This window comes from Candidatus Peregrinibacteria bacterium (assembly GCA_016699755.1).
Lineage (GTDB): Bacteria > Patescibacteriota > Gracilibacteria > CAIRYL01.
Window position 1 is genome coordinate 276,912 of the sequence record CP065009.1, and the last position, 20,555, is coordinate 297,466.

Annotated in this window: 20 protein-coding genes and 1 tRNA gene; 11 read left to right on the forward strand and 10 right to left on the reverse strand. The window is 41.0% G+C overall.

Annotated features, from left to right (window positions below; all coding sequences use genetic code 11):
• The first annotated feature begins 257 nt into the window (after window positions 1–257).
• Together IPN35_01205 and IPN35_01210 are read left to right on the forward strand one after the other, a co-directional pair.
• Window positions 258–1,397, forward strand: a complete 1,140-nt coding sequence (locus IPN35_01205; protein QQS59492.1) for a glycosyltransferase — start codon at window positions 258–260, stop codon at window positions 1,395–1,397.
• Entirely contained in the window at window positions 1,370–1,714 is a 345-nt protein-coding gene (locus IPN35_01210) for a transposase (protein QQS59493.1), read from the forward strand. Before IPN35_01205 ends, IPN35_01210 begins: the two co-directional genes overlap by 28 nt.
• A gap of 211 nt (window positions 1,715–1,925) precedes the next feature.
• Here IPN35_01210 and IPN35_01215 read toward each other — a convergent pair.
• Both IPN35_01215 and glnA read right to left on the reverse strand, forming a co-directional pair.
• Window positions 1,926–2,000, reverse strand: a tRNA-Lys gene (locus IPN35_01215).
• 117 nt (window positions 2,001–2,117) lie between these two features.
• The gene (glnA, locus tag IPN35_01220) at window positions 2,118–3,452 is read right to left on the reverse strand and encodes a type I glutamate--ammonia ligase (protein QQS59494.1); all 1,335 of its coding nucleotides are present in this window, start codon (window positions 3,450–3,452) and stop codon (window positions 2,118–2,120) included.
• Between the two features lie 163 nt (window positions 3,453–3,615).
• On the opposite strand from glnA, the gene clpB reads away from it, so the two are divergent.
• From clpB to IPN35_01235, 3 genes are all read left to right on the forward strand, one after another.
• The gene (clpB, locus tag IPN35_01225) at window positions 3,616–6,213 is read left to right on the forward strand and encodes an ATP-dependent chaperone ClpB (GenBank protein QQS59495.1); all 2,598 of its coding nucleotides are present in this window, start codon (window positions 3,616–3,618) and stop codon (window positions 6,211–6,213) included.
• Window positions 6,214–6,414: 201 nt separating this feature from the next.
• Window positions 6,415–6,927: a polyphenol oxidase family protein gene (locus tag IPN35_01230; GenBank protein ID QQS59496.1), complete on the forward strand. Its 513-nt coding sequence runs from the start codon at window positions 6,415–6,417 to the stop codon at window positions 6,925–6,927.
• Window positions 6,927–7,712 carry an NAD(P)H-hydrate dehydratase gene (locus IPN35_01235; protein QQS59497.1) on the forward strand — a complete coding sequence of 262 codons (786 nt, stop codon included), beginning with the start codon at window positions 6,927–6,929 and terminating at the stop codon, window positions 7,710–7,712. The genes IPN35_01230 and IPN35_01235 overlap by 1 nt, the downstream gene beginning before the upstream one ends.
• 13 nt (window positions 7,713–7,725) lie before the next feature.
• Here the strand turns inward: IPN35_01235 and IPN35_01240 are convergent, their stop codons facing one another.
• The 5 genes from IPN35_01240 to fsa form a co-directional block, all read right to left on the reverse strand.
• Window positions 7,726–8,529: a hypothetical protein gene (locus tag IPN35_01240; protein ID QQS59498.1), complete on the reverse strand. Its 804-nt coding sequence runs from the start codon at window positions 8,527–8,529 to the stop codon at window positions 7,726–7,728.
• 110 nt (window positions 8,530–8,639) lie between these two features.
• The gene (locus IPN35_01245; GenBank protein QQS59499.1) at window positions 8,640–10,079 is read right to left on the reverse strand and encodes a glucose-6-phosphate dehydrogenase (NADP(+)); all 1,440 of its coding nucleotides are present in this window, start codon (window positions 10,077–10,079) and stop codon (window positions 8,640–8,642) included.
• A gap of 22 nt (window positions 10,080–10,101) precedes the next feature.
• Window positions 10,102–11,490: an NADP-dependent phosphogluconate dehydrogenase gene (gene gndA, locus IPN35_01250; GenBank protein QQS59500.1), complete on the reverse strand. Its 1,389-nt coding sequence runs from the start codon at window positions 11,488–11,490 to the stop codon at window positions 10,102–10,104.
• A gap of 22 nt (window positions 11,491–11,512) precedes the next feature.
• A complete protein-coding gene (locus IPN35_01255; GenBank protein QQS59501.1) occupies window positions 11,513–12,802 on the reverse strand; it encodes a glucose-6-phosphate isomerase in 1,290 nt (429 codons plus the stop codon).
• A 19-nt stretch (window positions 12,803–12,821) separates the two neighbouring features.
• The gene (fsa, locus tag IPN35_01260; protein QQS59502.1) at window positions 12,822–13,469 is read right to left on the reverse strand and encodes a fructose-6-phosphate aldolase; all 648 of its coding nucleotides are present in this window, start codon (window positions 13,467–13,469) and stop codon (window positions 12,822–12,824) included.
• A 139-nt stretch (window positions 13,470–13,608) separates the two neighbouring features.
• Here fsa and IPN35_01265 point away from each other — a divergent pair, with 139 nt between their 5' ends.
• Window positions 13,609–13,851, forward strand: coding sequence for a glutaredoxin (locus IPN35_01265; GenBank protein QQS59503.1), 243 nt, complete (start codon window positions 13,609–13,611; stop codon window positions 13,849–13,851).
• Window positions 13,852–13,883: 32 nt separating this feature from the next.
• Here IPN35_01265 and IPN35_01270 read toward each other — a convergent pair whose 3' ends face one another.
• A complete protein-coding gene (locus tag IPN35_01270; protein QQS59504.1) occupies window positions 13,884–14,444 on the reverse strand; it encodes a peroxiredoxin in 561 nt (186 codons plus the stop codon).
• A gap of 119 nt (window positions 14,445–14,563) precedes the next feature.
• Here IPN35_01270 and IPN35_01275 point away from each other — a divergent pair, with 119 nt between their 5' ends.
• The 3 genes from IPN35_01275 (at window position 14,564) to IPN35_01285 (ending at window position 17,729) form a co-directional block, all read left to right on the forward strand.
• Window positions 14,564–15,067 carry a helix-turn-helix domain-containing protein gene (locus IPN35_01275; GenBank protein QQS59505.1) on the forward strand — a complete coding sequence of 168 codons (504 nt, stop codon included), beginning with the start codon at window positions 14,564–14,566 and terminating at the stop codon, window positions 15,065–15,067.
• Between the two features lie 71 nt (window positions 15,068–15,138).
• Entirely contained in the window at window positions 15,139–16,914 is a 1,776-nt protein-coding gene (gene glmS, locus IPN35_01280; GenBank protein QQS59506.1) for a glutamine--fructose-6-phosphate transaminase (isomerizing), read from the forward strand.
• A gap of 389 nt (window positions 16,915–17,303) precedes the next feature.
• Complete coding sequence (locus IPN35_01285; GenBank protein ID QQS59507.1) at window positions 17,304–17,729, forward strand: hypothetical protein; 426 nt, start codon at window positions 17,304–17,306, stop codon at window positions 17,727–17,729.
• Between the two features lie 119 nt (window positions 17,730–17,848).
• On the opposite strand, the gene IPN35_01290 is transcribed toward IPN35_01285, so the two are convergent.
• Together IPN35_01290 and IPN35_01295 are read right to left on the reverse strand one after the other, a co-directional pair.
• A complete protein-coding gene (locus IPN35_01290) occupies window positions 17,849–18,481 on the reverse strand; it encodes an MBL fold metallo-hydrolase (protein QQS59508.1) in 633 nt (210 codons plus the stop codon).
• A gap of 2 nt (window positions 18,482–18,483) precedes the next feature.
• Complete coding sequence (locus tag IPN35_01295; protein QQS59509.1) at window positions 18,484–18,768, reverse strand: (2Fe-2S) ferredoxin domain-containing protein; 285 nt, start codon at window positions 18,766–18,768, stop codon at window positions 18,484–18,486.
• A 291-nt stretch (window positions 18,769–19,059) separates the two neighbouring features.
• Between IPN35_01295 and IPN35_01300 the strand changes: the two genes are divergently transcribed.
• Entirely contained in the window at window positions 19,060–19,620 is a 561-nt protein-coding gene (locus IPN35_01300) for a hypothetical protein (protein QQS59510.1), read from the forward strand.
• A gap of 54 nt (window positions 19,621–19,674) precedes the next feature.
• Window positions 19,675–20,250 carry a 50S ribosomal protein L19 gene (rplS, locus tag IPN35_01305; GenBank protein ID QQS59511.1) on the forward strand — a complete coding sequence of 192 codons (576 nt, stop codon included), beginning with the start codon at window positions 19,675–19,677 and terminating at the stop codon, window positions 20,248–20,250.
• Window positions 20,251–20,555: the final 305 nt, after the last annotated feature.

A 20,555-nucleotide genomic window follows, 5' to 3' on the forward strand; every position in this document is an offset into this window, starting at 1 on the left:
GAGATAGTAAGGCATGAAGGGCACTCTCAAATAGAAGTATACTGTGCTAGACCCTATAAATCATGTGACAGAGGACTTAACGAATGGATGAATTGAGAATTACGAAGATTTTTCCCCTAAATCGTAGAAAAGATCAATAAAAGACCATGAAAATGTATTTGTTACCAAACTCTTTCTGATGTGTTTACCGACTGTTCGGTTATATCGTTGTATCATGACCCCTTGTTGCAAAAAAAATCTACTGGCATTATTTCGGCATGTCATCTTCCTCTCTTCCATTGCGCGTTGCTATTGTTGCCGATTGGCTTACTGTGTTTGGTGGAGCGGAATCTGTTCTCATTAGTATGCGAAATCTTTTTCCAAATGCTCCTCTTTTTACCACGGTTTCTCTTCCAGAAATGGTGGAGCGTTTTGGGAATATTCACGCCACCTCACTCAATCGATTTCCTCAGTTTGTCAGAAAACGACATCCGTTTTTACTTCCGTTTCTTCCAAAAGCTATTGAATCCATCAATCTTCGAGAATTTGACTTGGTGATTTCGAGTAGCACGTTTGTAGCAAAGGGAGTTCTTACCAATCCAAATCAGCTTCACATTTGCTATTGTCATGCGCCCGCACGGTATTTTTGGGGAGATTGGCAAGAATATGTCAATCACTTTCCACTTCCAAAAATTTTGAAACCACTTCTTCCTCGTTTTTTTACGAAATATCGCCAGTGGGATTGTCTTGCCGCAAATCGCCCTGATGTCTATCTAGCAAATTCTCATTTCATCGCAGAGAGCATTCAAAAATACTATCGAAAATCCGCAGAAGTCCTTTCTCCTCCGGTAGATACTATGCGTTTTCGAGAAGGGCAATCGGAAGCGAAAGAAGATTTTTATCTTGGTTTTGGGCGAATAGTTCCGCAAAAGCGGTTCGATATTCTCATTTCTGCTTTTCAGGAAATGCCACATCGTCGACTTGTTTTAGCAGGGGATGGGAGAAGTCTTTTAGACCTTCAAAAAAAGGCGAAAGGAGCAAAGAATATTGAGTTTCTTGGGCGTGTTCCCGATGCTGATGTTCCAAAACTTCTCGGAAGAGCGCGTGCGCTTTTGTTTCCACAACTTGAAGATGCTGGTATAAGCTCACTCGAAGCACTCTCTGCCGGAACGCCGGTTATTGCGTATGGAAAAGGTGGGGTGTTGAGTACACTCAAAGACGGAGAAACCGGAGTGTTCTTTGAGAAACAAACGCCAGAATCACTCATAGATGCCATTAGCCATTTTGAAAAACAGGAGTCTCTTTTTTCCCGAAAAGCACTGCTCTCTCACACTGAACAGTTTTCGTGTGAAATATTTGAAGAAAAATTGAGGATGTTTTTGACGAAAGAATGGAAGAAGTTTTCATCTTCTCTGTAGGGCGTATTTCCACGAAAAATAAAGAATTTTCTCCATTCCTTCTTGTACAACGCGAATCTTGTTTTGTGCCTGTTGCTTTGGCAATTCATTCCAGAGGGCGCGGTTTGCTTCTGAGTTATTGTGGAGTAAAAAGAGTCCGAGGAAAAAGAGGGAGAGGAGCAGTAGGAAAAACACCGATATTTAGAATACTGAAGCGAGAAGGAAAAATATCGGTGGCTATCGTAAAGAAATGTAACAAGGAAGAGCTGCTACCGATCATACAAGAGAAAATACTCGAAGGTTCTACGATCCCATACCGATGGATGGAGAGTATATGATGGACTCATTCCTCAATGGCTATAATCATTACCGTGTTTGTCATTCCATGATATGAGTTTTGTCGAAGCAAATGTCATGTAAGTGGAATAGAATCCTTCTGGTCATTTGCCAAAAGGAACTATAAAGACCAAGGTCTTTATGATAAAATGCCAAAGACCTTAAGAAGATTCTAAAATCTACTTGGAAATAGGATTTTCTGAGTTTAAATGGTGGTGGGTGAGGTGGGTCTCGAACCCACGACCAAGAGCTTAAGAGGCTCCTGCTCTACCACTGAGCTACTCACCCATTGCAAAATATGCTGAGGAACTTTACCGAGAAAATGAATTTCGTGCAAATAAATGAAGACCTTCTTTTTTGTTTTTTGGAGGAGCAGGGCTTATGTCCGGCTCCTCCAATTTTCTCTTAGTAATTTGCTAAGTATGTATCAATTTCCCATTGAGAAACATGGAGCCGATGCTCATCAATTTCTATTTTTTTATTCTCGATGAACTTTTCAAATGAGTGTTCTCCAAAAACCTTTCGCACAAGACTTCCGCGTTCCATTTTAGAAATCGCTTCTTGAAGCGAACCGGGAACAGTTTTAATGCGCATTCGTTTTGCTTTTTTATCGGTAAATTCAAAAATATTCTCGTCAATAGGTTCTGGAATAGAAATATTTTTTTCAATTCCATCAAGTCCAGCAGCGAGCATAACTGCAAAAGCGAGATATGGATTACTCGAACTATCGGGGCAACGGAGTTCACATCGCGTTCCTTCGGTTCTTCCAGCAGTGAGTCGTGGAATGCGGATAAGCGCACTTCGATTTGTTTGTCCCCAAGCAATGTAGACCGGTGCTTCGTATCCGGGAACGAGACGTTTATACGAGTTTACTGTTGGGTTGGTCACGGCAATAATCTCGGACATGTGTTTAAGCTGACCAGAAATAAATTTTAAGGCAACATCTGCAAGTCCGTTATATTTGCTTTTTGCATCATAGAAGGCATTTTTTCCGTCTTTGCTGAGCGATTGATGCACGTGCATTCCGTTTCCATTGATGCCAGCAATTGGTTTTGGCATAAACGTAACATGGAGTCCAAAGTCGTGTGCGACAGCGCGAAGGGCGGTTTTAACGGTGAGTACCTGATCGGCTTGGGTAATGGCATTGTTGTATTTAAAATCGATTTCGTGCTGTCCCGGAGCAACTTCATGATGAATAGTTTCAACATCCACACCCATTTGGGTAACGACATCGCTCATCACCTGACGAATGGCACCAGCACGATCTGAAGAGTAATCGAAATATCCGGCAGTATCGTGCGGATTAATTGTTGGTTTTCCATTTTCATCGAGCGGAAAAAGGAAAAACTCGAGTTCTGGTCCAACAAAATATTCGTAGCCCAATTTTTTGGCGCGCTCCACCTGTTGGCGGAGAATTTGTCGCGGATCTCCCATGAACGGTTTTCCATCTGGAAGAAATACATCGCAAATAATGCGCGCAACTCCTGTTTCCTCGTCGCTTTCCCAAGGAACCATGGCAAAAGTGGAAAGGTCGAGTTTGAGGTACATATCTGACTCGAAAATTCGGGTAAAGCCTTCGATAGAGCTCCCATCAAACCAAACATTGTGATTGATGGCATCTTCTAGTTTTGAAATAGGTATGGTCACGCTCTTGACCATTCCGAGGAGATCACAAAACTGAAGATGAACAAAACGAACATTTTTTTGTTTGCATTGACTTAATATTTTTTCTTTTGTCATAGATTATTTGGAAAAAAAGAAAAATCTTATTTCAATTTTTGCACATCACGTATGAAATGCAAGAGTATTTTTGAAAAAATAATAGGGAAATTTTAAAAGAGATCTTGACCGTTCTTTTTTGGCACTCTAAACTAGAGAGTGCTAATTTCTTTGTTTTCTCCCTATGGATCCTCGAACTTTTACCGAAAAAACTTCGGAAGCCGTGCAGGCATCACAATCTCTCGCGGTACAGATGGGACACGGACAAATTACTGGACTTCATCTTCTCTTTTCGCTTCTCGCTCAGGAAGACACTCTCCTTCGTCCACTTCTCGACATGCTTGGATTTTCTGTTGAAGAGCTTCTCCAGAAAACGAAACAAGAACTAACGCGTCAACCGCGTGTGAGTGGTGGAGAGTTCTCATTTTCTGGGGAAATGCAACAGGTTTTTGATGCGGCAGAAAAAAGCCGAAAACAGTTTGGTGACCAATTTCTTTCGGTAGAACATCTTTTTTTAGGACTTCTAGAGGCAAAAAATTCTGCTTCTTTGCTTCTTTTAAAATTGGATAAAAAAAATGTTCAAGAAAAATTAGAATCACTTCGCGGAGGGGAAAAAATCACCGATCAAAATCCCGATTCCAAACGCGATGCCTTGAAGAAATTTACGCAAGATCTTACTGAACTCGCACGACTCGGAAAAATAGATCCCATTATTGGTCGCGATACTGAGGTGCGTCGTTCTATGCAAATTCTCTCCCGACGAACGAAAAATAATCCCGTGCTTGTGGGTGATCCTGGAGTAGGAAAAACTGCCATTGCCGAGGGTCTCGCTCAGCGTATTATTTCGGGAGACGTCCCCGAAACGCTTCGTAATAAAGAGCTTCTCGTGCTCGATATGGGAGCGTTGGTCGCCGGAACAAAGTTCCGCGGAGAATTTGAAGAGCGGCTCAAAGCAGTGCTCAAAGAAATCGAAAAATCTGATGGACGTATCATTCTCTTTATTGATGAGCTTCACACCATTGTGGGCGCTGGCTCTGCAGAAGGTTCTATGGATGCTGGAAATCTTCTTAAGCCGGCGTTAGCGCGCGGTCTTGTTCGCGTGATTGGTGCGACAACGCTTTCGGAATACCGAAAGTATATCGAAAAAGATGCGGCGCTTGAACGCCGATTTCAGCCAGTTCTTGTTGATGAGCCAAATATCGAAGACACCATTGCTATTCTTCGAGGAATTAAGGAGAAATACGAGGTGCACCACGGCGTGCGCATTACCGATGATGCGCTTATTGCCGCCGCCCAATTTTCTGCTCGCTATCTGCCCGATCGAAAAAACCCCGATAAAGCCATCGATCTTATGGATGAGGCAACAGCGGGACTCAAAATGGAAATCGAAAGTGAGCCAGTAGAACTCGACACACTTTCTCGACAAGTTCAGCGACTCAAAATTGAGCGAGAGGCGTTAAAAAAAGAACCGTCAAAAGATTCCAAGGATCGTCTGCAAAAACTCGAAAAAGAACTCTCAGAGCTTGAAGAAAGGCAGAAAACATTTCGGGCAAAGTGGGAGTCGGAGCGAAGTGAAATTCTCAAAATCCGTCAGGCAAAGGAGAAAATCGATTCTCTTAAAGGGGAAATGGAGCGCGAAGAGCGAAGCGGAAATCTGCAACGTGTTGCAGAAATTCGCTATGGAGAAATTCCTGCACTTGAAAAAGGTTTGCACGAGGCGGAAGAAAAATCCGCAAAGCGGAAAGAAGGGGATAAAATGGTTCGCGAAGAGGTGACTGAGCGAGAAATTGCTGAAGTGGTCTCGCGTTGGACAGGTATTCCCGTACAAAAAATGCTTTCTGAGGAGCTTCAAAAATTGCGCCTCCTCGAAGAGCATCTCCACTTGCGAGTGGTAGGACAAGAAAAGGCAATTTCTGCAGTGTCGAATGCAGTTCGTCGCGCTCGTGCCGGACTCTCTGAACCAGGCAGGCCGCTTGCGAGCTTTCTCTTTTTGGGTCCCACAGGAGTAGGAAAAACAGAGCTCAGCAAGGCACTCAGTGAATTTCTCTTTTCCGATGAAAACGCACTCATCCGCGTCGACATGAGTGAATACATGGAACAACACGCTGTTGCAAAACTCATTGGTGCTCCTCCGGGATATATTGGACACGATGATGGAGGGCAACTCACCGAATCCGTTCGTCGAAAACCCTATTCCGTAGTACTTTTTGATGAAGTGGAGAAAGCACATCCCGATGTGTTTCATATCCTTCTACAAGTGCTCGATGACGGGCGACTCACCGATTCAAAGGGGAGAACTGTCGATTTTAAAAATACGGTAATTATTCTCACAAGTAATCTTGGTGCGGATATTCTTCAAAATTTTTCTGAGAAATGGTCGGAAAAGACGCCCGATCAAACATCCCTCCTCGAACGTGACAATGAAGTGTTTTCCATTCTTCGTCACGCTTTTCGTCCAGAGTTTCTCAATCGTATTGATGAAACAATTATCTTCGATCCACTGAGTCGAAAAGAAGTGCGAAACATTCTCGATATTCAGCTTAATAAAATTTCTCAGCGTATTGCAGAGCGCAATATCACTCTTTCTGTGGAAGATGTTGCAAAAGATTTTTTGGCAGAAAAAGGCTACGATCCACTCTTTGGTGCTCGTCCACTCAAACGTGTGCTTCAGCGCGAAATTCTCGACCCGCTTTCGCTCCTCTTGCTTGATGAAAAAGTTAGTGATGGAGATACTGTGGTGATTTCGAAAAAAGGAGACCTGCTGGAATTTCGGAAAAAGTAGGCACCATATTCGTCGGTTTTATCACATAAATCGTTCTTGGAGAATAAGGGGTTGTAATCCTTTATTCTTGGTTGATTGCTAACAATCAGGACAAATAAGTCTGGAAATTCAAAATATGAAGTGTATAGTCTCTTTTGCATGTTCTTCCATACATTCCCCGCCGGAGAAAACATACCGCAATCGGTTTTTTTTCCGAAACAAATGCATTCCACTCGCATCCAAAAAGTAGAAACAGGAAAAGAGGATTTTGCTCATTGCGATGGGCTGTGGTCGGAAAATCCAAATTTTCTTCTCGGTATACAAACTGCAGATTGTGCGCCGGTAGCATTTTTAGGAAGAGAAAAAATCGGAATTGTGCATGCTGGTTGGCGCGGATTGGTTAGTGGTATTCTCGAAGAAATGCAACAGGTTTTTTCTGGAGAATCACACTCTGTTCGTATTGGTCCGCTTCTGCCGGAATTTGAAATTCAAAAAGATTTTTGTTTTGAAGCTATTTTTTCTCGATTTGGAGCTCACTTCTTTTTTGAACAAAATGGGAGAATCACTTTTCGTTTTCTCGAAGCTCTCACTTCTCTTTTGCCAGAGGCGGAGTTTTGCGGAATTTCTACGTTCCAAAATCCAAACTATGCGAGTTGGCGTCGAGACCAATCATTTCCAAAAGGAAAAAACGTAAGCATTGTTTCGTTTCGAAAAGTATTTCTTTCTGAAAAATAGTGTTTCCAGTTCGATCCATATCAGCACGAAAAGGAGATGCTGGAAGGGTGCTTATCATTGGTGGTTCTTCCGAAATTCATGGAGCCCCTATTCTTGCAGGACTTGGTGCGCTTGCTACTGGAGTAGACCTTATTCGTCTTTTTGTTCCACAAAAACATGCCACTATTACTCGTATGGCACACACAAATTTTTTGGTAGGAGAATTTTTGGGAAATATATTTTCCCCTGCAGATGCTGAGCGGATTGCGGATATCGCCAAAAAATGGGCATCTTCTGTGGTGCTTGGGTGCGGTTTTTTTCGAGAAGAATTGACGGCAGTTCAATGCTTTCTCCAAAACTATTCTGGGCGATTAATCCTCGATGCCGGCGCATTGCAATCTGAAGTTCTCTCTGAAATTCACGGAAGAAAAAACGTGCTTATTACTCCTCATGGTGGGGAATTTCAGAGACTTTTCGAAGAAACAGCAGAGAAAAATTTTGTTCAAAGCGCCGCCAAAAAATGGGATATTTCTATTCTTCGAAAAGGAGTTGTTGATGTGGTGGCGGACGCCGAAAAAGCGGAAGAAATTTCTGCAGGATGTCCAGAAATGGCAGTAGGAGGAACGGGCGATGTACTCGCAGGAATTTGTGGTGGATTCTTGGCACAAGGTTTTTCTCCATTTGAAGCGGCATGTCAGGCGACATTTTCTTGGGGGAAAGCCGGAGAGGAATACACAAAAGAGTGGCGCGCCTTTTCTGCAGAAGAGCTCGTTACATTTTTTCGAAGACGGTGGAAGTTTCTTTGAATTGTAATTAGCATTACTCCTTTTTTTCGTCCACTATCTCGGCTTTTTCTATAATGAGCAGAATGGCTTTCTGAAATCCATCTAATATTTTTGATGAATTTCCATAACCAGATATTTCTGGTAGTTGATCAATACGTTCTCTTGTGAAAATTTTGGAGATTTGCCCTGCAAATGTCTCTTGCTCCTCTTCATTTTCTTTATTTCCAGCAAGTGGAATAATTTCTAATTCTTCGATTAGTCCGCTTTGTAAACGTACTTTCACACCAATACTTTCTTCTCCTTTTTCTGTTTCGTATGTTCCAATGGCAGAGAAGAGACCATCTTTAAAGTGGAAAGATGTTGGGAGCGATTCTACTTCTTGTTCAACACTGCTTGGTTGCTCTTGTCCAATAATTATTGGAGAAATACTTGCTTTTGTGCTCTTTTTCACAACATCTTCTTCTTTTGGTTCTGTTGCAGAGTCATCTTCCGAAAAAAACATTCCCTGTTGATCTGTCTCCTTCTCTGGAGAAATTTTTGGAGCTTCACTTGGCGCTTCTTCAAAGAGTTTTCCTGTTTGTGGGGGGGGTGCCCAAGATCCCTCAAGAAAAGGAATGAGATCATCTTCTTTTTGAGAATTTGGAGAAGGGGATGAGGATGGAAGTGGTGCAGAGCGAAAATCCTGATTTTTTGAGATCATCTTTCCTTCTGTTTTTTTTGTTTCTTCCATGAGATTTGCTAGGTATTCTTCTGTATTTGGCTTTGGTCCAAATATGTTGATACCACTTGCAATCAGAGAAAGCCCGAAAACGAGGAAGAATGCATGTTTTGGTTGCACGAATTCCAGAGAAAAATCTCTTTATGCTACCATATTTTCTCTCTTTTGTCCAATGTGATTTATCCGACGAAAAAGAGTGATGAGCAAAAAATGGAACAAGGAATCATGAATTATGCTTCAAACCAACGATCGTGAGATTTTTGAAACATTCCCTGAATTCCTTCAGGGGAGTGGTCTCCGAGGTTGTATTCGTGAAGTGGAATCTCTTTCTCTTCAATAAATTTCAAAATAGCATCAGTAACCCGCCAGCTTTCAAGAATCTCTGGAAAGCTTAAAAAGTGGAGCTTATTCCGCTCCAAAACATCCAGAATGAGAAGAGAATGTTCAGGAAGGCAATCATCTCCTCGGCAGGCAATAGATTCGCTGGTTCCAATTTCATGATACTCTGATGATTTTCCAAACTGATTCAAGAGTTTAATATGAATCATTTCTCGTGGCTGAAGCTCAAAAATGAGAAGATTTGGTTCTGTGTCTTCCGGTTGAAAAGGAAGTTTTTTGAACTCCACCACGAGGGAAGTGAGTTTTGTTTTCATGCGTTTTCCAGTGCGGATAAAAATAGGAACGCCGTACCAACTTTCACGGTCAATTTTGAGTTTTGCGCCGAAATAGGTTTCTGTTTGAGAATCTTTTTTCGCTCCCGAAATATCTTTATATCCTTTGTATTGTGCACGAAAAATATTGTGTTTTTTTGGTGTAAAATCAAGTGCCGCAAGAATGGACTGTTTTTCTCGATGAAAACTCTTCTCATCCGCTTTAATGGGAATAGACATGGTAATCATGGCAAGAAGCTGGGTGATATGCGATTGGAACATATCTTTAATGAGTCCGACATTATCAAAATATCCGGCTCGGTCTTCCACGCCAACAGTTTCGTGGGCGGTAATCTGAATGCTTGCGATATTTTTTCCCTCAAGAAGAAGGTTAAGTACTGAATTGTGATGACGAAGAGTGAGAATGCTTTGTACAGCAGTTTTTCCGAGATAATGATCAAGTAGAAAAATTTGCTTCTCGTCGTAAAATCGAGAAATAAAGTGAAAAAGTTGTTCTGCTGACGCTTGATCTTCTCCAAACGGTTTTTCAAGTACTACGCGAATATCGTCTTCACGAGATTTTCGAGCAAAAGCGATATTCTGCAAAATGGGCTGAAAAGTAGATGGAGGGACAGAGAAATAAGTAATATGTGTTTCTGGAGGTCCTCCTCCTTCTTTTTTGGAGAGATTTTCGAGAAACTCAAAATAGCGTTCAAAATCTCCAAGTTCCGTATACTGTCCAGAAAAATAAAAAACATGAGAGAGGAGTTCTTCAATTATCTCATTACAAAATGCAATTTTCGACCCTTTTTGACAGTATTTTTTAATGCTCTCTCGAAATTCCTGTCGAAATTCCTCATTTGTTTTTTTGCTTCGCGCATATCCTACAATGAAATATTGCTTTGGTAGACGGTGTTGTGTGGCAAGCGCATAGAGAGAGGGGAATATCTTTATTTTTGCCAAATCCCCTGAAGCTCCAAATATCGTAAAGAGGAAAGAGTTTTGAATGACTTGAAACATGGTAATGAAGAAAGAAAGTAATCTATTCCCACTCCGCATGAAAAATACCATCCCTGTCAATTCTTTGGAACGTGTGGGCACCAAAGGCATCCCGAAGTCCTTGGAGGAAATTTGCCGATCCACGTCCACGTGTTACCTGTTCTAAGTGTTGAAGCGCGGCAGAAAAACACGCAACCGGAATGCCACATCGGACTGCTTCTGCAACAAGTGTACGAAGATGTGGCAGGGAAGAAGTGATTTCTTCTGTGATTTCGGGGAGCATAAGGAGCGGTGTTTTTTCGGTTTGTTTTCGAAAAGTGTCTTCCAAAAACTTCAAAATTTGTGCCCGAATAATACATCCTCCTTGCCAAATACGAGAGACTTCTGAAAAAGAAACTTCCCAGTTTTGTTCCTCGGCGGCTTTTTGAATGAGCCAAAATCCTTCCGAGTACGCACTAATAGTGGCGAGATAAAGGGCAGAGGTGAGCACCTCTTCTGAAAGAGAAGGGGATGAACGAAAGAGAGGGATCAGTTTTTCGAGTTTCTCTCGGAGTTTAACATTTTCCGAAAAAATGCGCGCTTGCACTGCGGCAGAAATAGAGGGAACTGCCACTCCTCTTTCGTCTGCGTCGAGAATTGTCCAGCGCCCCGTTCCTTTTTGACTCGCGCTATCGAGCACTTTATCGATGAGAAAATTATCTCCTTCGTCATCCTTTTTTTTGGTGATAATAGCGGAAAGTTCCACGAGAAAAGAGGAAAGTCTTCCTTCGTTCCAACTCGAAAAAATATCGGAGATTTGTGGTGATGTTTTTCCTGATGATCGTAAAATATCGTAGATCTCTGCCAAAAATTGCATCACAGCATATTCAATGCCATTGTGTACCATTTTAACATAGTGTCCCGCACCATCTGTTCCAATGTTGCTGACGCATGCTCCTCCCGAAAAATCTTTCGCGGCAATTTGCTTCAGTAAAGGAAGAAGCTCTTCTACTGCTTCTTTTTTTCCACTGGGCATAAGGCTTGGACCCTTGAGTGCACCTTCTTCTCCGCCAGAAACACCGCATCCTACAAAACGAATTTCTTTTTCTGCGAGTTTTTTTTCTCGGCGAATGGTGTCGGGAAAATGCGAATTTCCTCCGTCAATAATAATATCTCCCGATTCCAAAAAGGGAAGAAGGCTTTCAATAACCGTATCCACCGCTTTTCCTGCCTTGACCATGAGAAAAATTTTTCGTGGTGCCTCTAAGTTTTTTACAAATTCCCCTATGCTTTTTGAGAGTGTCAAATACTCATTTCCATGCTGTTTAATAAACTCTTCTCCCACCGAAGTGGTGCGATTAAAAACAGTGGTGCGAATGTTTCGGTTCGCAAAATTTCGCGCAAGGTTTTGCCCCATAACGGCGAGTCCTATAAGTCCTATGGTACTTTTCATCTGATCCAAATAAAAAATGAAGTTACGAATTTTTCTGAAGAAGAAGATTTTTTGTGATATTTTTGCTGAGTTCTACTCCTGGTTGATCGAATGCATTAATATCGAGGAATTCCCCAAGGAAAGCCGTTGCCCCTTCGAGAAGGAGAAAAAGCGCTCCGAGATTTTCTTCGGAAATTTCTGAGAGCGAAATAGTAACATGTGGACGATCCGCCTCTGTAAGAGCTCCTTTTGTTCCTTCCATTTCGAGTTTTAAGAGCTTACCAAAATCCGTATCTTTTAAATATTCCAGTCTTTTGTCACTTGGCGTGGGGATCTGCACTGTATTTTGAAACGATTGATTTTCGAGGAAGAGAAATAGTTTATCATTCGGACCCTCAAAATAGAGTTGATTTTGGCTGTGCTGATCTGTTGCTCCCAAGGCGGAAATGGGTGTAATTCCGGTGAAAATTTCTTTCCCAGCATTGGAATATTTTTTTCCTGTTGATTCCGCCAAAAGTTGCCGAAACCAATCAGCAACGCGATGCAACTTATGTGCATAGGGATACATTACATTTATGGTTTTTCCTTTTTGTAATAGCAGATGCTGAATACTGGCAAGTTGAAACGGGAGATTCTTGTTTACATTTTCACTTAAAAATAGGTCTCGCATTTTTTGCGCGCCATGAATAAGTGCCTGAATATCGATTCCTACCAGTGCTGCAGGAAGCAAGCCAACAGCGGTAAGAACAGAGAATCGCCCGCCTACATCTGGCGGAATAGAAAAGGTGATAATATCTTTTTTATCTGCCTCCTTTCGCAAAATTCCATTTGAACCCGTGATAAAAACAAAATGATCTTTTTCCAAGAGACCAGCATTTTGAACCACCTCAGAGAAAAAGAAATACTGCGAAACAATTTCTGGAGTGCCACCAGACTTACTGATAACTAAGAATAAAGTTTTTTCAAGCTCGAGTCCTTCGAGTGTTTCGGCGATAAGATCTGGATCGATATTATCCAAGACAATAAGCTCGGGATAGGTTCCACCTATGCTGTGACCAAAGGCATCTCGCAATGCTATGGTTCCAAGAGATGAACCACCAATTCCTAACAGAACAATTACTTCGTATGTCTCTTCTACTGAATCTGCAAATACCTGGATTTCTGAAATGAGTGCTTCGTTTGAAAGCACGTGATCGCCGTAAAATCCTTGTTTTCGGGCATGGATTTTTTGCAAATATTCTGGGAGACGATTGTTGAGTGAATTTTGCTCTTCTGGTGAAAGTCCGTGTTCGGGAGCAATAGTTTTGAGTGCAGAAAAATCGATATGGATCATGAGAATTCAGAAAAAAAAATTATGATTTTTTCATATTTTTCCAATCAGCGAGAAAGACAGAAAGTCCCTTATCGGTCAGAGGATGTTCCGCCATTTTGTCGAGCAAATTTGGAGGGATGGTTACAATATCTGCCCCCATTTTCATGGCGCTCAGAATATGTTGCGATGTTCGAATACTTGCGGCAAGAACTTCTGTTTGAATCCCGTAATTTCCAAAAATATCAACAATATCTCCAATAAGTTCCATGCCCTCTTGCCCAATATCATCAAGCCTTCCCACAAAAGGACTCACAAGCGTAGCACCCGCCTTTGCGGCAAGCATTGCCTGATTTGCAGAGAAAATAAGAGTGACGTTTGTTCGGATTCCTTCTCGAGAGAGAATAGAAACCGCTTGAATACCATCGGATGTCATAGGGATTTTTACGAAGACATTTGGTGCCCATGTGGCGATATTGCGTCCTTCTAAAATCATATTCTTTGCATCGGTGGCAATGACTTCTGCGCTCACTGGTCCAGGAATAATCTCGCAAATTTCTTGAACACGGGTTTTAAAATCGACCCCTTCTTTTGCAACGAGTGTCGGATTTGTTGTTACTCCATCCACAATTCCCCATGTAGCATATTTTTTAATATCGGCAATGTTCGCAGTATCGAGAAATATTTTCATAAGTTTTTGGAAAAAATCATTTTCATTTTAATCATTCTTTTTCTTTTGCCCAATGGTTTTTTTTATTCTTTTTCAAGGGTGTATTTTTTCATTTCTTCTTTTCTGCTATTTTTTTCTTATTCTTCATTGCCTTTTTATTATGTCTGTTGTGATTTATGGTCGAAATTTCTGCCCATATTGTCATGCCGCCGTTTCTCTCTGTCATCAAGAAGGAATTTCGTATGAATATCGTTGTGCTGATTCGGGAACGCAAGCGGAGAAGGAGCTTTTAGAGCTTTCGGAAAAATATAATCACTTTACGATTCCGCTTATTATGGAAGGAGATCGGTTTATTGGTGGCTATGATGATTTTCGAGAGAAATACAAAAACAAGGGGTTATAACCCCTTGTTTTTGTTACTCGTTATATTTTTTCTTACGCTTTTCCGAGGGTTTTCTCTCCTTTGTGCCAGCCTACTGGACAGAGCTCACCAGATTTTGCGGCGATAAAAGTTCGAAGCGTTTCTTCTACACTTCGTCCAATGGGAAGATTATTAATAGTCGCGTGATGAATAACTCCCTCAGGATCAATGATAAATGTTCCTCGAAGAGACATTCCATCAGGATGAAGCACACCATAACTTTCGGAAATTTCTTTTTTCAAATCTGATACGAGAGGAAATTCTAAATCTCCCAAATCACCCTTCGACCACGCTTGGTGACTGTATTCTGAATCGACGGAAACTCCGAGGATTTGGGCACCCTCACTCTCAAACTCTTTTGCCTTTTCGGAAAACTTTTTAATTTCCGTGGGGCAAACAAAAGTAAAGTCGAGTGGGTAGAAAAAAAGCACAACCCATTTTCCAGCATCAAGATATTCTGAAAGAGTAACAATTTTGAAATCTCCTTTAAAATAAGAATTTGCCGTAAAGTCCGGAGCATATCCGCCAACTTGAGCGATGAATGGCTCGTGGCATCCGCATGCATGTTCTTCCATAATTATGTAAAAAAGAAAAAAGTACGCTTGTAGCCTACTGCTTCATTTTTACAATTGTCAAAACTCGACAAAATTTTGGGAGACTGACACAATGGGGACAATCGTTTTTTTGAGTTTTTATGTCGAATTTTGTAACCCGAGAGGAAGCGGCAGATATGCTTGGTATCTCTACACGAACTCTTGATCGATACGTTCAGCGAAAGATTCTTCGTGCGCATCGTCGAGGACGAAAAGCACTATTTTTGCGACCAGATGTTGAATCAATCGCTAGTCCAGAGCCAGAAAAAACACACTTCGTTTCTGAGGAGAAAACACTTCCTGTCACTTCAGAAAATGATATGACGCCATTTGCAAATCTCATTAGAGAGATGCACCACGAAATCCAAAAGAAAGATGGTGAAATTGCAAAACTCAGTTTTGAACTCGGAAAATGGCAAGAAATTTCTAAAAATAGCGTTCCTTTGCTCGAAGCAAAAAAAAGAGATAATGATTTTTCTCTCCAGATAGATCATCTTCAGGAGTCTTTGCAGTCTGCGCGAAATGGTCGGTTAATATTTTTTGTTCTCTTTACTCTTTCTGTGGGAATCCTTGGTATTCTTTCTGCGTATATTGTGGGATTCTAATTATGTTGACATTTGTGTTTTTTTTTACTAAAAAGATAAACTTCGGCTATTTTTAATTTTTGATTTATAATATGTGTGGAATTGTTGGTGTATTCGGGAGGAAAAATGCTCCTCAGTATGTTTTGAAGGGTCTTCGAAACCTAGAATATCGTGGATATGATTCTTGGGGAGTTGGTGCTCCGTGTGGTGAGGAAGTATGCATTGAAAAGCAAATCGGGAAAATTTCTGAGGCAAAACTTCCGAAAGATTTTCCCAAGAGTACCATCGCCATTGGACATACTCGTTGGGCAACACATGGTGGTGTTACTTCCGAAAATGCTCATCCGCATTGTACGGAAGATAAAAAGATAGCAGTAGTGCATAACGGCATTATTGAAAATTTTGTGGAACTTCGTCAGGAGCTTACTCTCCGCGGACACTTTTTCGCTTCAGATACCGATACTGAGGTGCTTTGTCATCTCCTCGAAGAATTTCTTGAGAAGGGAAATGATCTTGTGAATGCTTGTAAAAAAACGGCAGATCGTTGTGAAGGACGTTTTGCATTTGTGGCTATTTCTTCAGAAGATTATCGTATGGTTGGTGTTCGAAATGGAAGTCCTCTTATTTTAGGAATAGGTGAGAACAATGAGGTATATTTTGCAAGTGATACCCCTGCTTTTCTTGAACACACGAAACACGTTTGGTATATCGATGATGGAGAAATTGTAGAAGCCGCTCCTGAGGGGCTTCGCGTTCTTTCTCTTGAATCGCTTCACAAAATTCAAAAACGGGATGTTATTCTCGAAACATCATACGAAGAGACCAGCAAAGGAGATCATGCACATTTCATGATTAAGGAGATTTATGAGCAGAAAAATACTATTACCCAAGCCATTAATCAGCCGGAAGAGGAAATCTTAAAAATTGCTGAAGAAATTCGTCGTGCACGTGGAACTTTTCTCATTGGTTGTGGAACAGCGCATAAAGTTGCTTTGGCAGGGGAGTACTTCTTTTCTCAAATTGCTCGTCGTCATATTAATACGGTAGTAGCAAGTGAGTTCCCGATCTTTCACGATTTTCTTCAGCCAGAATCTCTTGTGATTGCTATTTCTCAATCCGGAGAAACAGCAGATGTTATTGAGGCAATTGAGGCGGCACGAGAAGCGGGAAGTGAAGTGGTTTCTATTGTAAATTCTAAAGGATCAACGGTGGATCGCATGTCCGATTTTACTATCCACATCAAGGCCGGACCAGAAAAAGCAGTAGCAAGTACAAAGGCGGCGACAAGTCAGCTTGCTATCCTTCTTCTACTCGCATACGCAACTGGACGAAAGTTTTCTGCCGGAAAGAAAGCGCTTATTGAGGCGGCGGCGCAGGTAAATGATCTTTTGAATCCACGTTTTTCCGAGTTTGTGGAAAAAATTGCATATGACATTGCTCGTCAGGAGAATATTTTTATTATCGGAAAAGGTTCCAATTATCCAATGGCGATGGAGTCTGCTATCAAGATTCAAGAAGTTTCATATATTCATGCAGAAGGGTTTGCCGGAGGTGAATTGAAACACGGTCCCATTGCCATGATTGAGAAGGGAACGCCCTGTCTTGTTCTCGTTAGCGACGATGATCGTCAGCGACGTGAAATTTTAAGCAATGCCATGGAGATCAAGGCTCGTGGTGGAAATATTATTGGTATTGCACCAGATAACAGCGACGTATTTGATCACTGGATACGCGTGCCACGTGCTGGCATTGCAAGCCCTATTCTCAATCTTATTCCGGTACAGATTCTTTCGTATTACTTGGCTATTGCGCGTGGATTTGACCCTGATAAACCCCGAAATCTGGCAAAGTCGGTTACGGTGAAATAGATCCTTTTTTCAAAAAAAGAGGTTTCAGAGGCGTTGTTTTTCATAAGGGGATCGTCCTGTTATACACCGCTAGGAGCAAGAATACTGTTCCTGCTCCGAAGAAAAGTGTTCTGAATGACCACATCGTAGGCGCTTTTTGAGATCCTTTCATGATGCTCTAGTGATATATTATGATGTGGTCTTTCGGAGTTATAGAATATACGCTACCATTTTTCTTTTTGTTCAGAAATTTAAAAAACACAGTTTTTTCCTAAAAACTTCTCTTTCCTTTTTTTGTAATCCAATTTTTCAATTTTTTCATCACAATAATGTACTAATCATGTCAAATAAAAAACTTTGACATACATACTTTTTGAGAGAAAAATGACTCACCTTTATTTATTATAATTATGAAAGAAATCAACGAAGAAGTCATTCGTTCCAAAGTCTCCTTGCTCATGAAAGAAATGGGCATCTCCAAGAAGAAATTGGGGGAGATTCTCGGAAGTCGTGGCGACCATGTAAATGTTCGTATCAACCGAGCAAATCGTTTCTTGAGTGGGAAGAAGAAAAAGATAACTCTTCAGGAAATCAACAAGATTGCTACCTTTTTTCAAAAGACCGTTTCCTGGTTCCTCTCTCCAGATCAGGATTTTTCTGACAAAATTTCTTCCACTGAAGGAGTTCTTCGGGAAGATGTTTTCCTTACCATTGAACAGTCGCTTCGAAAATTTGGTTTTCGAGATGCTTACATTGGAGTTCAGATGGAACAGATTCGCGCCATGGATTTCTTCCTTCGTTCTTCTTCAAAAGAAGAAGACATTGTTAAGATGTAAGTACAAATCCTAAAATATTTGAATTTAGGGGGCTCTTAGAAGTCTATGAGACCCCTTTTTTCTGTGAGAATTTTGTATCTCACGGGGTATTAAAGAGGGTGATATGTTATTTTTTTTGATCAATTATTATGTTCAATAATTTTTTTAAGATACATGTTATATTTTCTTTCTTCCGCCAATTTTCTCATTGGTACAGAGCCATAATCATGTCCAGGACAAATAACAAGATTCTCTGGAAGATCAATTATTGTGTTCAATGTTCTTTGCATATCTTCTGAAGAAGAGTCGGGAAAATCTGTTCGACCAATACCCTCAATAAAGAGTGTATCGCCAGTGAATAGATAGAGATCTGTTCGAAAAAGAATATGGTCAGACTGGTGCCCTGGGGCAAAAAGAACCCTTCCTGATTCTTCTCCGAATGCAATTTCTTCTCCCTCGGTAAGGGGGGTAAATTTCTTGGGAATACTCCACATCCCTTCGTTTATTTTTTGTCCCCGTTTTTTTTCTGTTTTTTCGTGAGCATAAATAGGTGCCTTCGTTATTTCTGAAAGGGCATCTGCCGCTCCCGAGTGGTCGTAGTGAACGTGGGTAAGAACAATCCCCACAATAGTGTATCCATTCTGCTTGGCTATTTTCTGTATTTTTTCTGCCTCAAAACCACAGTCAACAACAAGTGCCTCTTTCGTTTTTTCACACCCAATAAGGTATGAATTATTTTGCATCGGTCCCACAGGAATACGTTTAAAAAACATCCTTAAAATCCCCCAAAAAGAAGATTGTTCACGCTTTCTCGGCTTGGTTTTTGTTGAATACTCGTCATTTCCCGTTTTACATCTTGTGAGGTGGCTTCTGTTTTTATTCTCTCTCTGTCATTTTCTACTATTTTTATATTTGGTCCCATCTGGCATTTTTTAAGACATCCACAGTACGAAAGGGAATTGGGTGCTCCTCTTCTTTTTTCTTCTTCGGCGGTCTGAAGAATAGCTTTGTTTTTTTGGGAACAGGCTCCTCCGGTACATATATGTACTATTTTTTTCATAACTTTTGGGAAACAAAAATTTTCATTTTCAGCATATCATTTTTTTTCTTTTTTGTATGAACATTTTTATTGTTCTTGTATTTCATTTATATAAATAATCAAAATGCACCGTTACCACCTTTTTTCTAAAAAAAGTTTTCTTTTTTTGTTTTCAATTTTTTCGGCTTTATATAAACAAATTATTTGTTTGTTGAAAAAATTTCTTGACCAATGAAACAAAACGAGTAAAAATTTTGAACGAAATTTTCTCTATTTCTCACCTGCATTGTGTTAAAGGCGCTTTTTTCATCAATGACGCGAGTAAAGTTATTGCGCCTCTACCTCTTATCTCCAGAGGGGCAAGAGTTTTTCGTACGTGAACTCACAAGGAGTTTGGACGAGCAGATAAATTCTATTCGTCGTGAACTCGAAAATCTCGAAAAAATTGGTATGCTTCGAGGAAAGGTTCGTGAGCGAAAAAAGTATTATTCCGTTAATTCTCAGTTCCCAATTTTAAACGAGCTTCGTACTATTTTTCAAAAGGCAGAGGGACCACATCAGCAGATTCTCAAAAAAATACAGCGTTTCGGAATGGTTGATTTATTGGTGCTTACTGGTGCTTTTGTCGATGCCTCTGGTGGAGTTGATATTGTAGTGGTAGGGAAGCTTGACAAAGAAAGGCTTTCCGATTATCTTTCTCGGGAACTGGCAGGGGAGTTAAAGCACGAAATCCGCTTTTCTGTCTTCTCTCGAGAAGATTTTTTGTATCGGCTTGAGTGTAAAGATAAATTTAGCCAGGATTTACTAAAGAACCCTAAGAACATTGTTCTTGCGAACAAAATCGCAAAAAAGACGGAAAATGTTCTCGGATAGTCTTATCGTAGCGAAAAAATTCCCCACGCTTTCTTCATTTTTTCATTTGAGACCATGTCCGTACGTATAGAAGACCTTCATCAGGAGGAAAGAAAAAAAGGAATGATTGCTTTTCGTGCTGGGCAAACAGTGCGAGTACACCGAAAAATTCGAGAGGGAGACAAGGAGCGTGTTCAGAAATTTGAGGGACTCGTTATTGGAGTACGAAATCAGGGGAATATCGCCGCTACGCTTACCGTTCGCAAGATTGTGAGTGGTATTGGTGTGGAGCAGGTGTTTCAGGTACATTCTCCACTTATTGAAAAAATTGAGCTCATCAAGGAGGCAAAAGTGCGACGTGCAAAAATGTATTTTATGCGCTCACTTCGTGGAAAAGCTGCACGTCTTCGAGAGCGTTTCTTTACCGATGAAGAGCTCAAGCAAATGCAGGCAGGCGCCGAAGCGGGGGACGCAGATATTGAGGAGGCGATTGAAAATGAAAAGAAGCAGCAACAAGCAGTTGCTGAGCGAGGGGATTTGGGTAATGAGTCTGAATCTGCAGAAGAAGTAAATGAGGAGGTTACTGTGGAGGACAAGGAGGAAGTTTCTTCTGAAGGAGTTTCAGAAGGAGAGGAAGAAGAAAAGAAATAAGAATAACCTACCTCATCAGCGGATCGCCAAAATGTGGAAAAACAATGCTGACAAAAAGCTTGATAAAGTCGAAAGTGGCTCTGTGGGTTTCAATGGATCTTCTTGGTTTGTATCATAAAATCATATTGGGATACTGAGAGTGTTCTTGAGTATTTCCCTGCGAGTAACCAGCGGTGTAATAGCAATGACGAAGATACTCTCGTTATCCAATAGAAGAAATTATCGAAGCGTATCGCAAACAAGCAGAAATCTTGCAGAAAGCTATCGAGGCTTTTGTTCTTTCGGAAATAGCAGATAGTAATGAC

What these genes read in the sequence shown, in the direction of transcription:
- IPN35_01205 (QQS59492.1), top strand. Translation starts at nt 258, where the DNA reads ATGTCATCTTCCTCTCTTCCATTGCGCGTTGCTATTGTTGCCGATTGG.
- IPN35_01210 (QQS59493.1), top strand. Translation starts at nt 1,370, where the DNA reads ATGGAAGAAGTTTTCATCTTCTCTGTAGGGCGTATTTCCACGAAAAAT.
- glnA (QQS59494.1), bottom strand. Translation starts at nt 3,452, where the DNA reads ATGACAAAAGAAAAAATATTAAGTCAATGCAAACAAAAAAATGTTCGT.
- clpB (QQS59495.1), top strand. Translation starts at nt 3,616, where the DNA reads ATGGATCCTCGAACTTTTACCGAAAAAACTTCGGAAGCCGTGCAGGCA.
- IPN35_01230 (QQS59496.1), top strand. Translation starts at nt 6,415, where the DNA reads ATGCATTCCACTCGCATCCAAAAAGTAGAAACAGGAAAAGAGGATTTT.
- IPN35_01245 (QQS59499.1), bottom strand. Translation starts at nt 10,079, where the DNA reads ATGTTTCAAGTCATTCAAAACTCTTTCCTCTTTACGATATTTGGAGCT.
- gndA (QQS59500.1), bottom strand. Translation starts at nt 11,490, where the DNA reads ATGAAAAGTACCATAGGACTTATAGGACTCGCCGTTATGGGGCAAAAC.
- IPN35_01255 (QQS59501.1), bottom strand. Translation starts at nt 12,802, where the DNA reads ATGATCCATATCGATTTTTCTGCACTCAAAACTATTGCTCCCGAACAC.
- fsa (QQS59502.1), bottom strand. Translation starts at nt 13,469, where the DNA reads ATGAAAATATTTCTCGATACTGCGAACATTGCCGATATTAAAAAATAT.
- IPN35_01265 (QQS59503.1), top strand. Translation starts at nt 13,609, where the DNA reads ATGTCTGTTGTGATTTATGGTCGAAATTTCTGCCCATATTGTCATGCC.
- IPN35_01270 (QQS59504.1), bottom strand. Translation starts at nt 14,444, where the DNA reads ATGGAAGAACATGCATGCGGATGCCACGAGCCATTCATCGCTCAAGTT.
- IPN35_01275 (QQS59505.1), top strand. Translation starts at nt 14,564, where the DNA reads ATGTCGAATTTTGTAACCCGAGAGGAAGCGGCAGATATGCTTGGTATC.
- glmS (QQS59506.1), top strand. Translation starts at nt 15,139, where the DNA reads ATGTGTGGAATTGTTGGTGTATTCGGGAGGAAAAATGCTCCTCAGTAT.
- IPN35_01285 (QQS59507.1), top strand. Translation starts at nt 17,304, where the DNA reads ATGAAAGAAATCAACGAAGAAGTCATTCGTTCCAAAGTCTCCTTGCTC.
- IPN35_01290 (QQS59508.1), bottom strand. Translation starts at nt 18,481, where the DNA reads ATGTTTTTTAAACGTATTCCTGTGGGACCGATGCAAAATAATTCATAC.
- IPN35_01295 (QQS59509.1), bottom strand. Translation starts at nt 18,768, where the DNA reads ATGAAAAAAATAGTACATATATGTACCGGAGGAGCCTGTTCCCAAAAA.
- IPN35_01300 (QQS59510.1), top strand. Translation starts at nt 19,060, where the DNA reads ATGACGCGAGTAAAGTTATTGCGCCTCTACCTCTTATCTCCAGAGGGG.
- rplS (QQS59511.1), top strand. Translation starts at nt 19,675, where the DNA reads ATGTCCGTACGTATAGAAGACCTTCATCAGGAGGAAAGAAAAAAAGGA.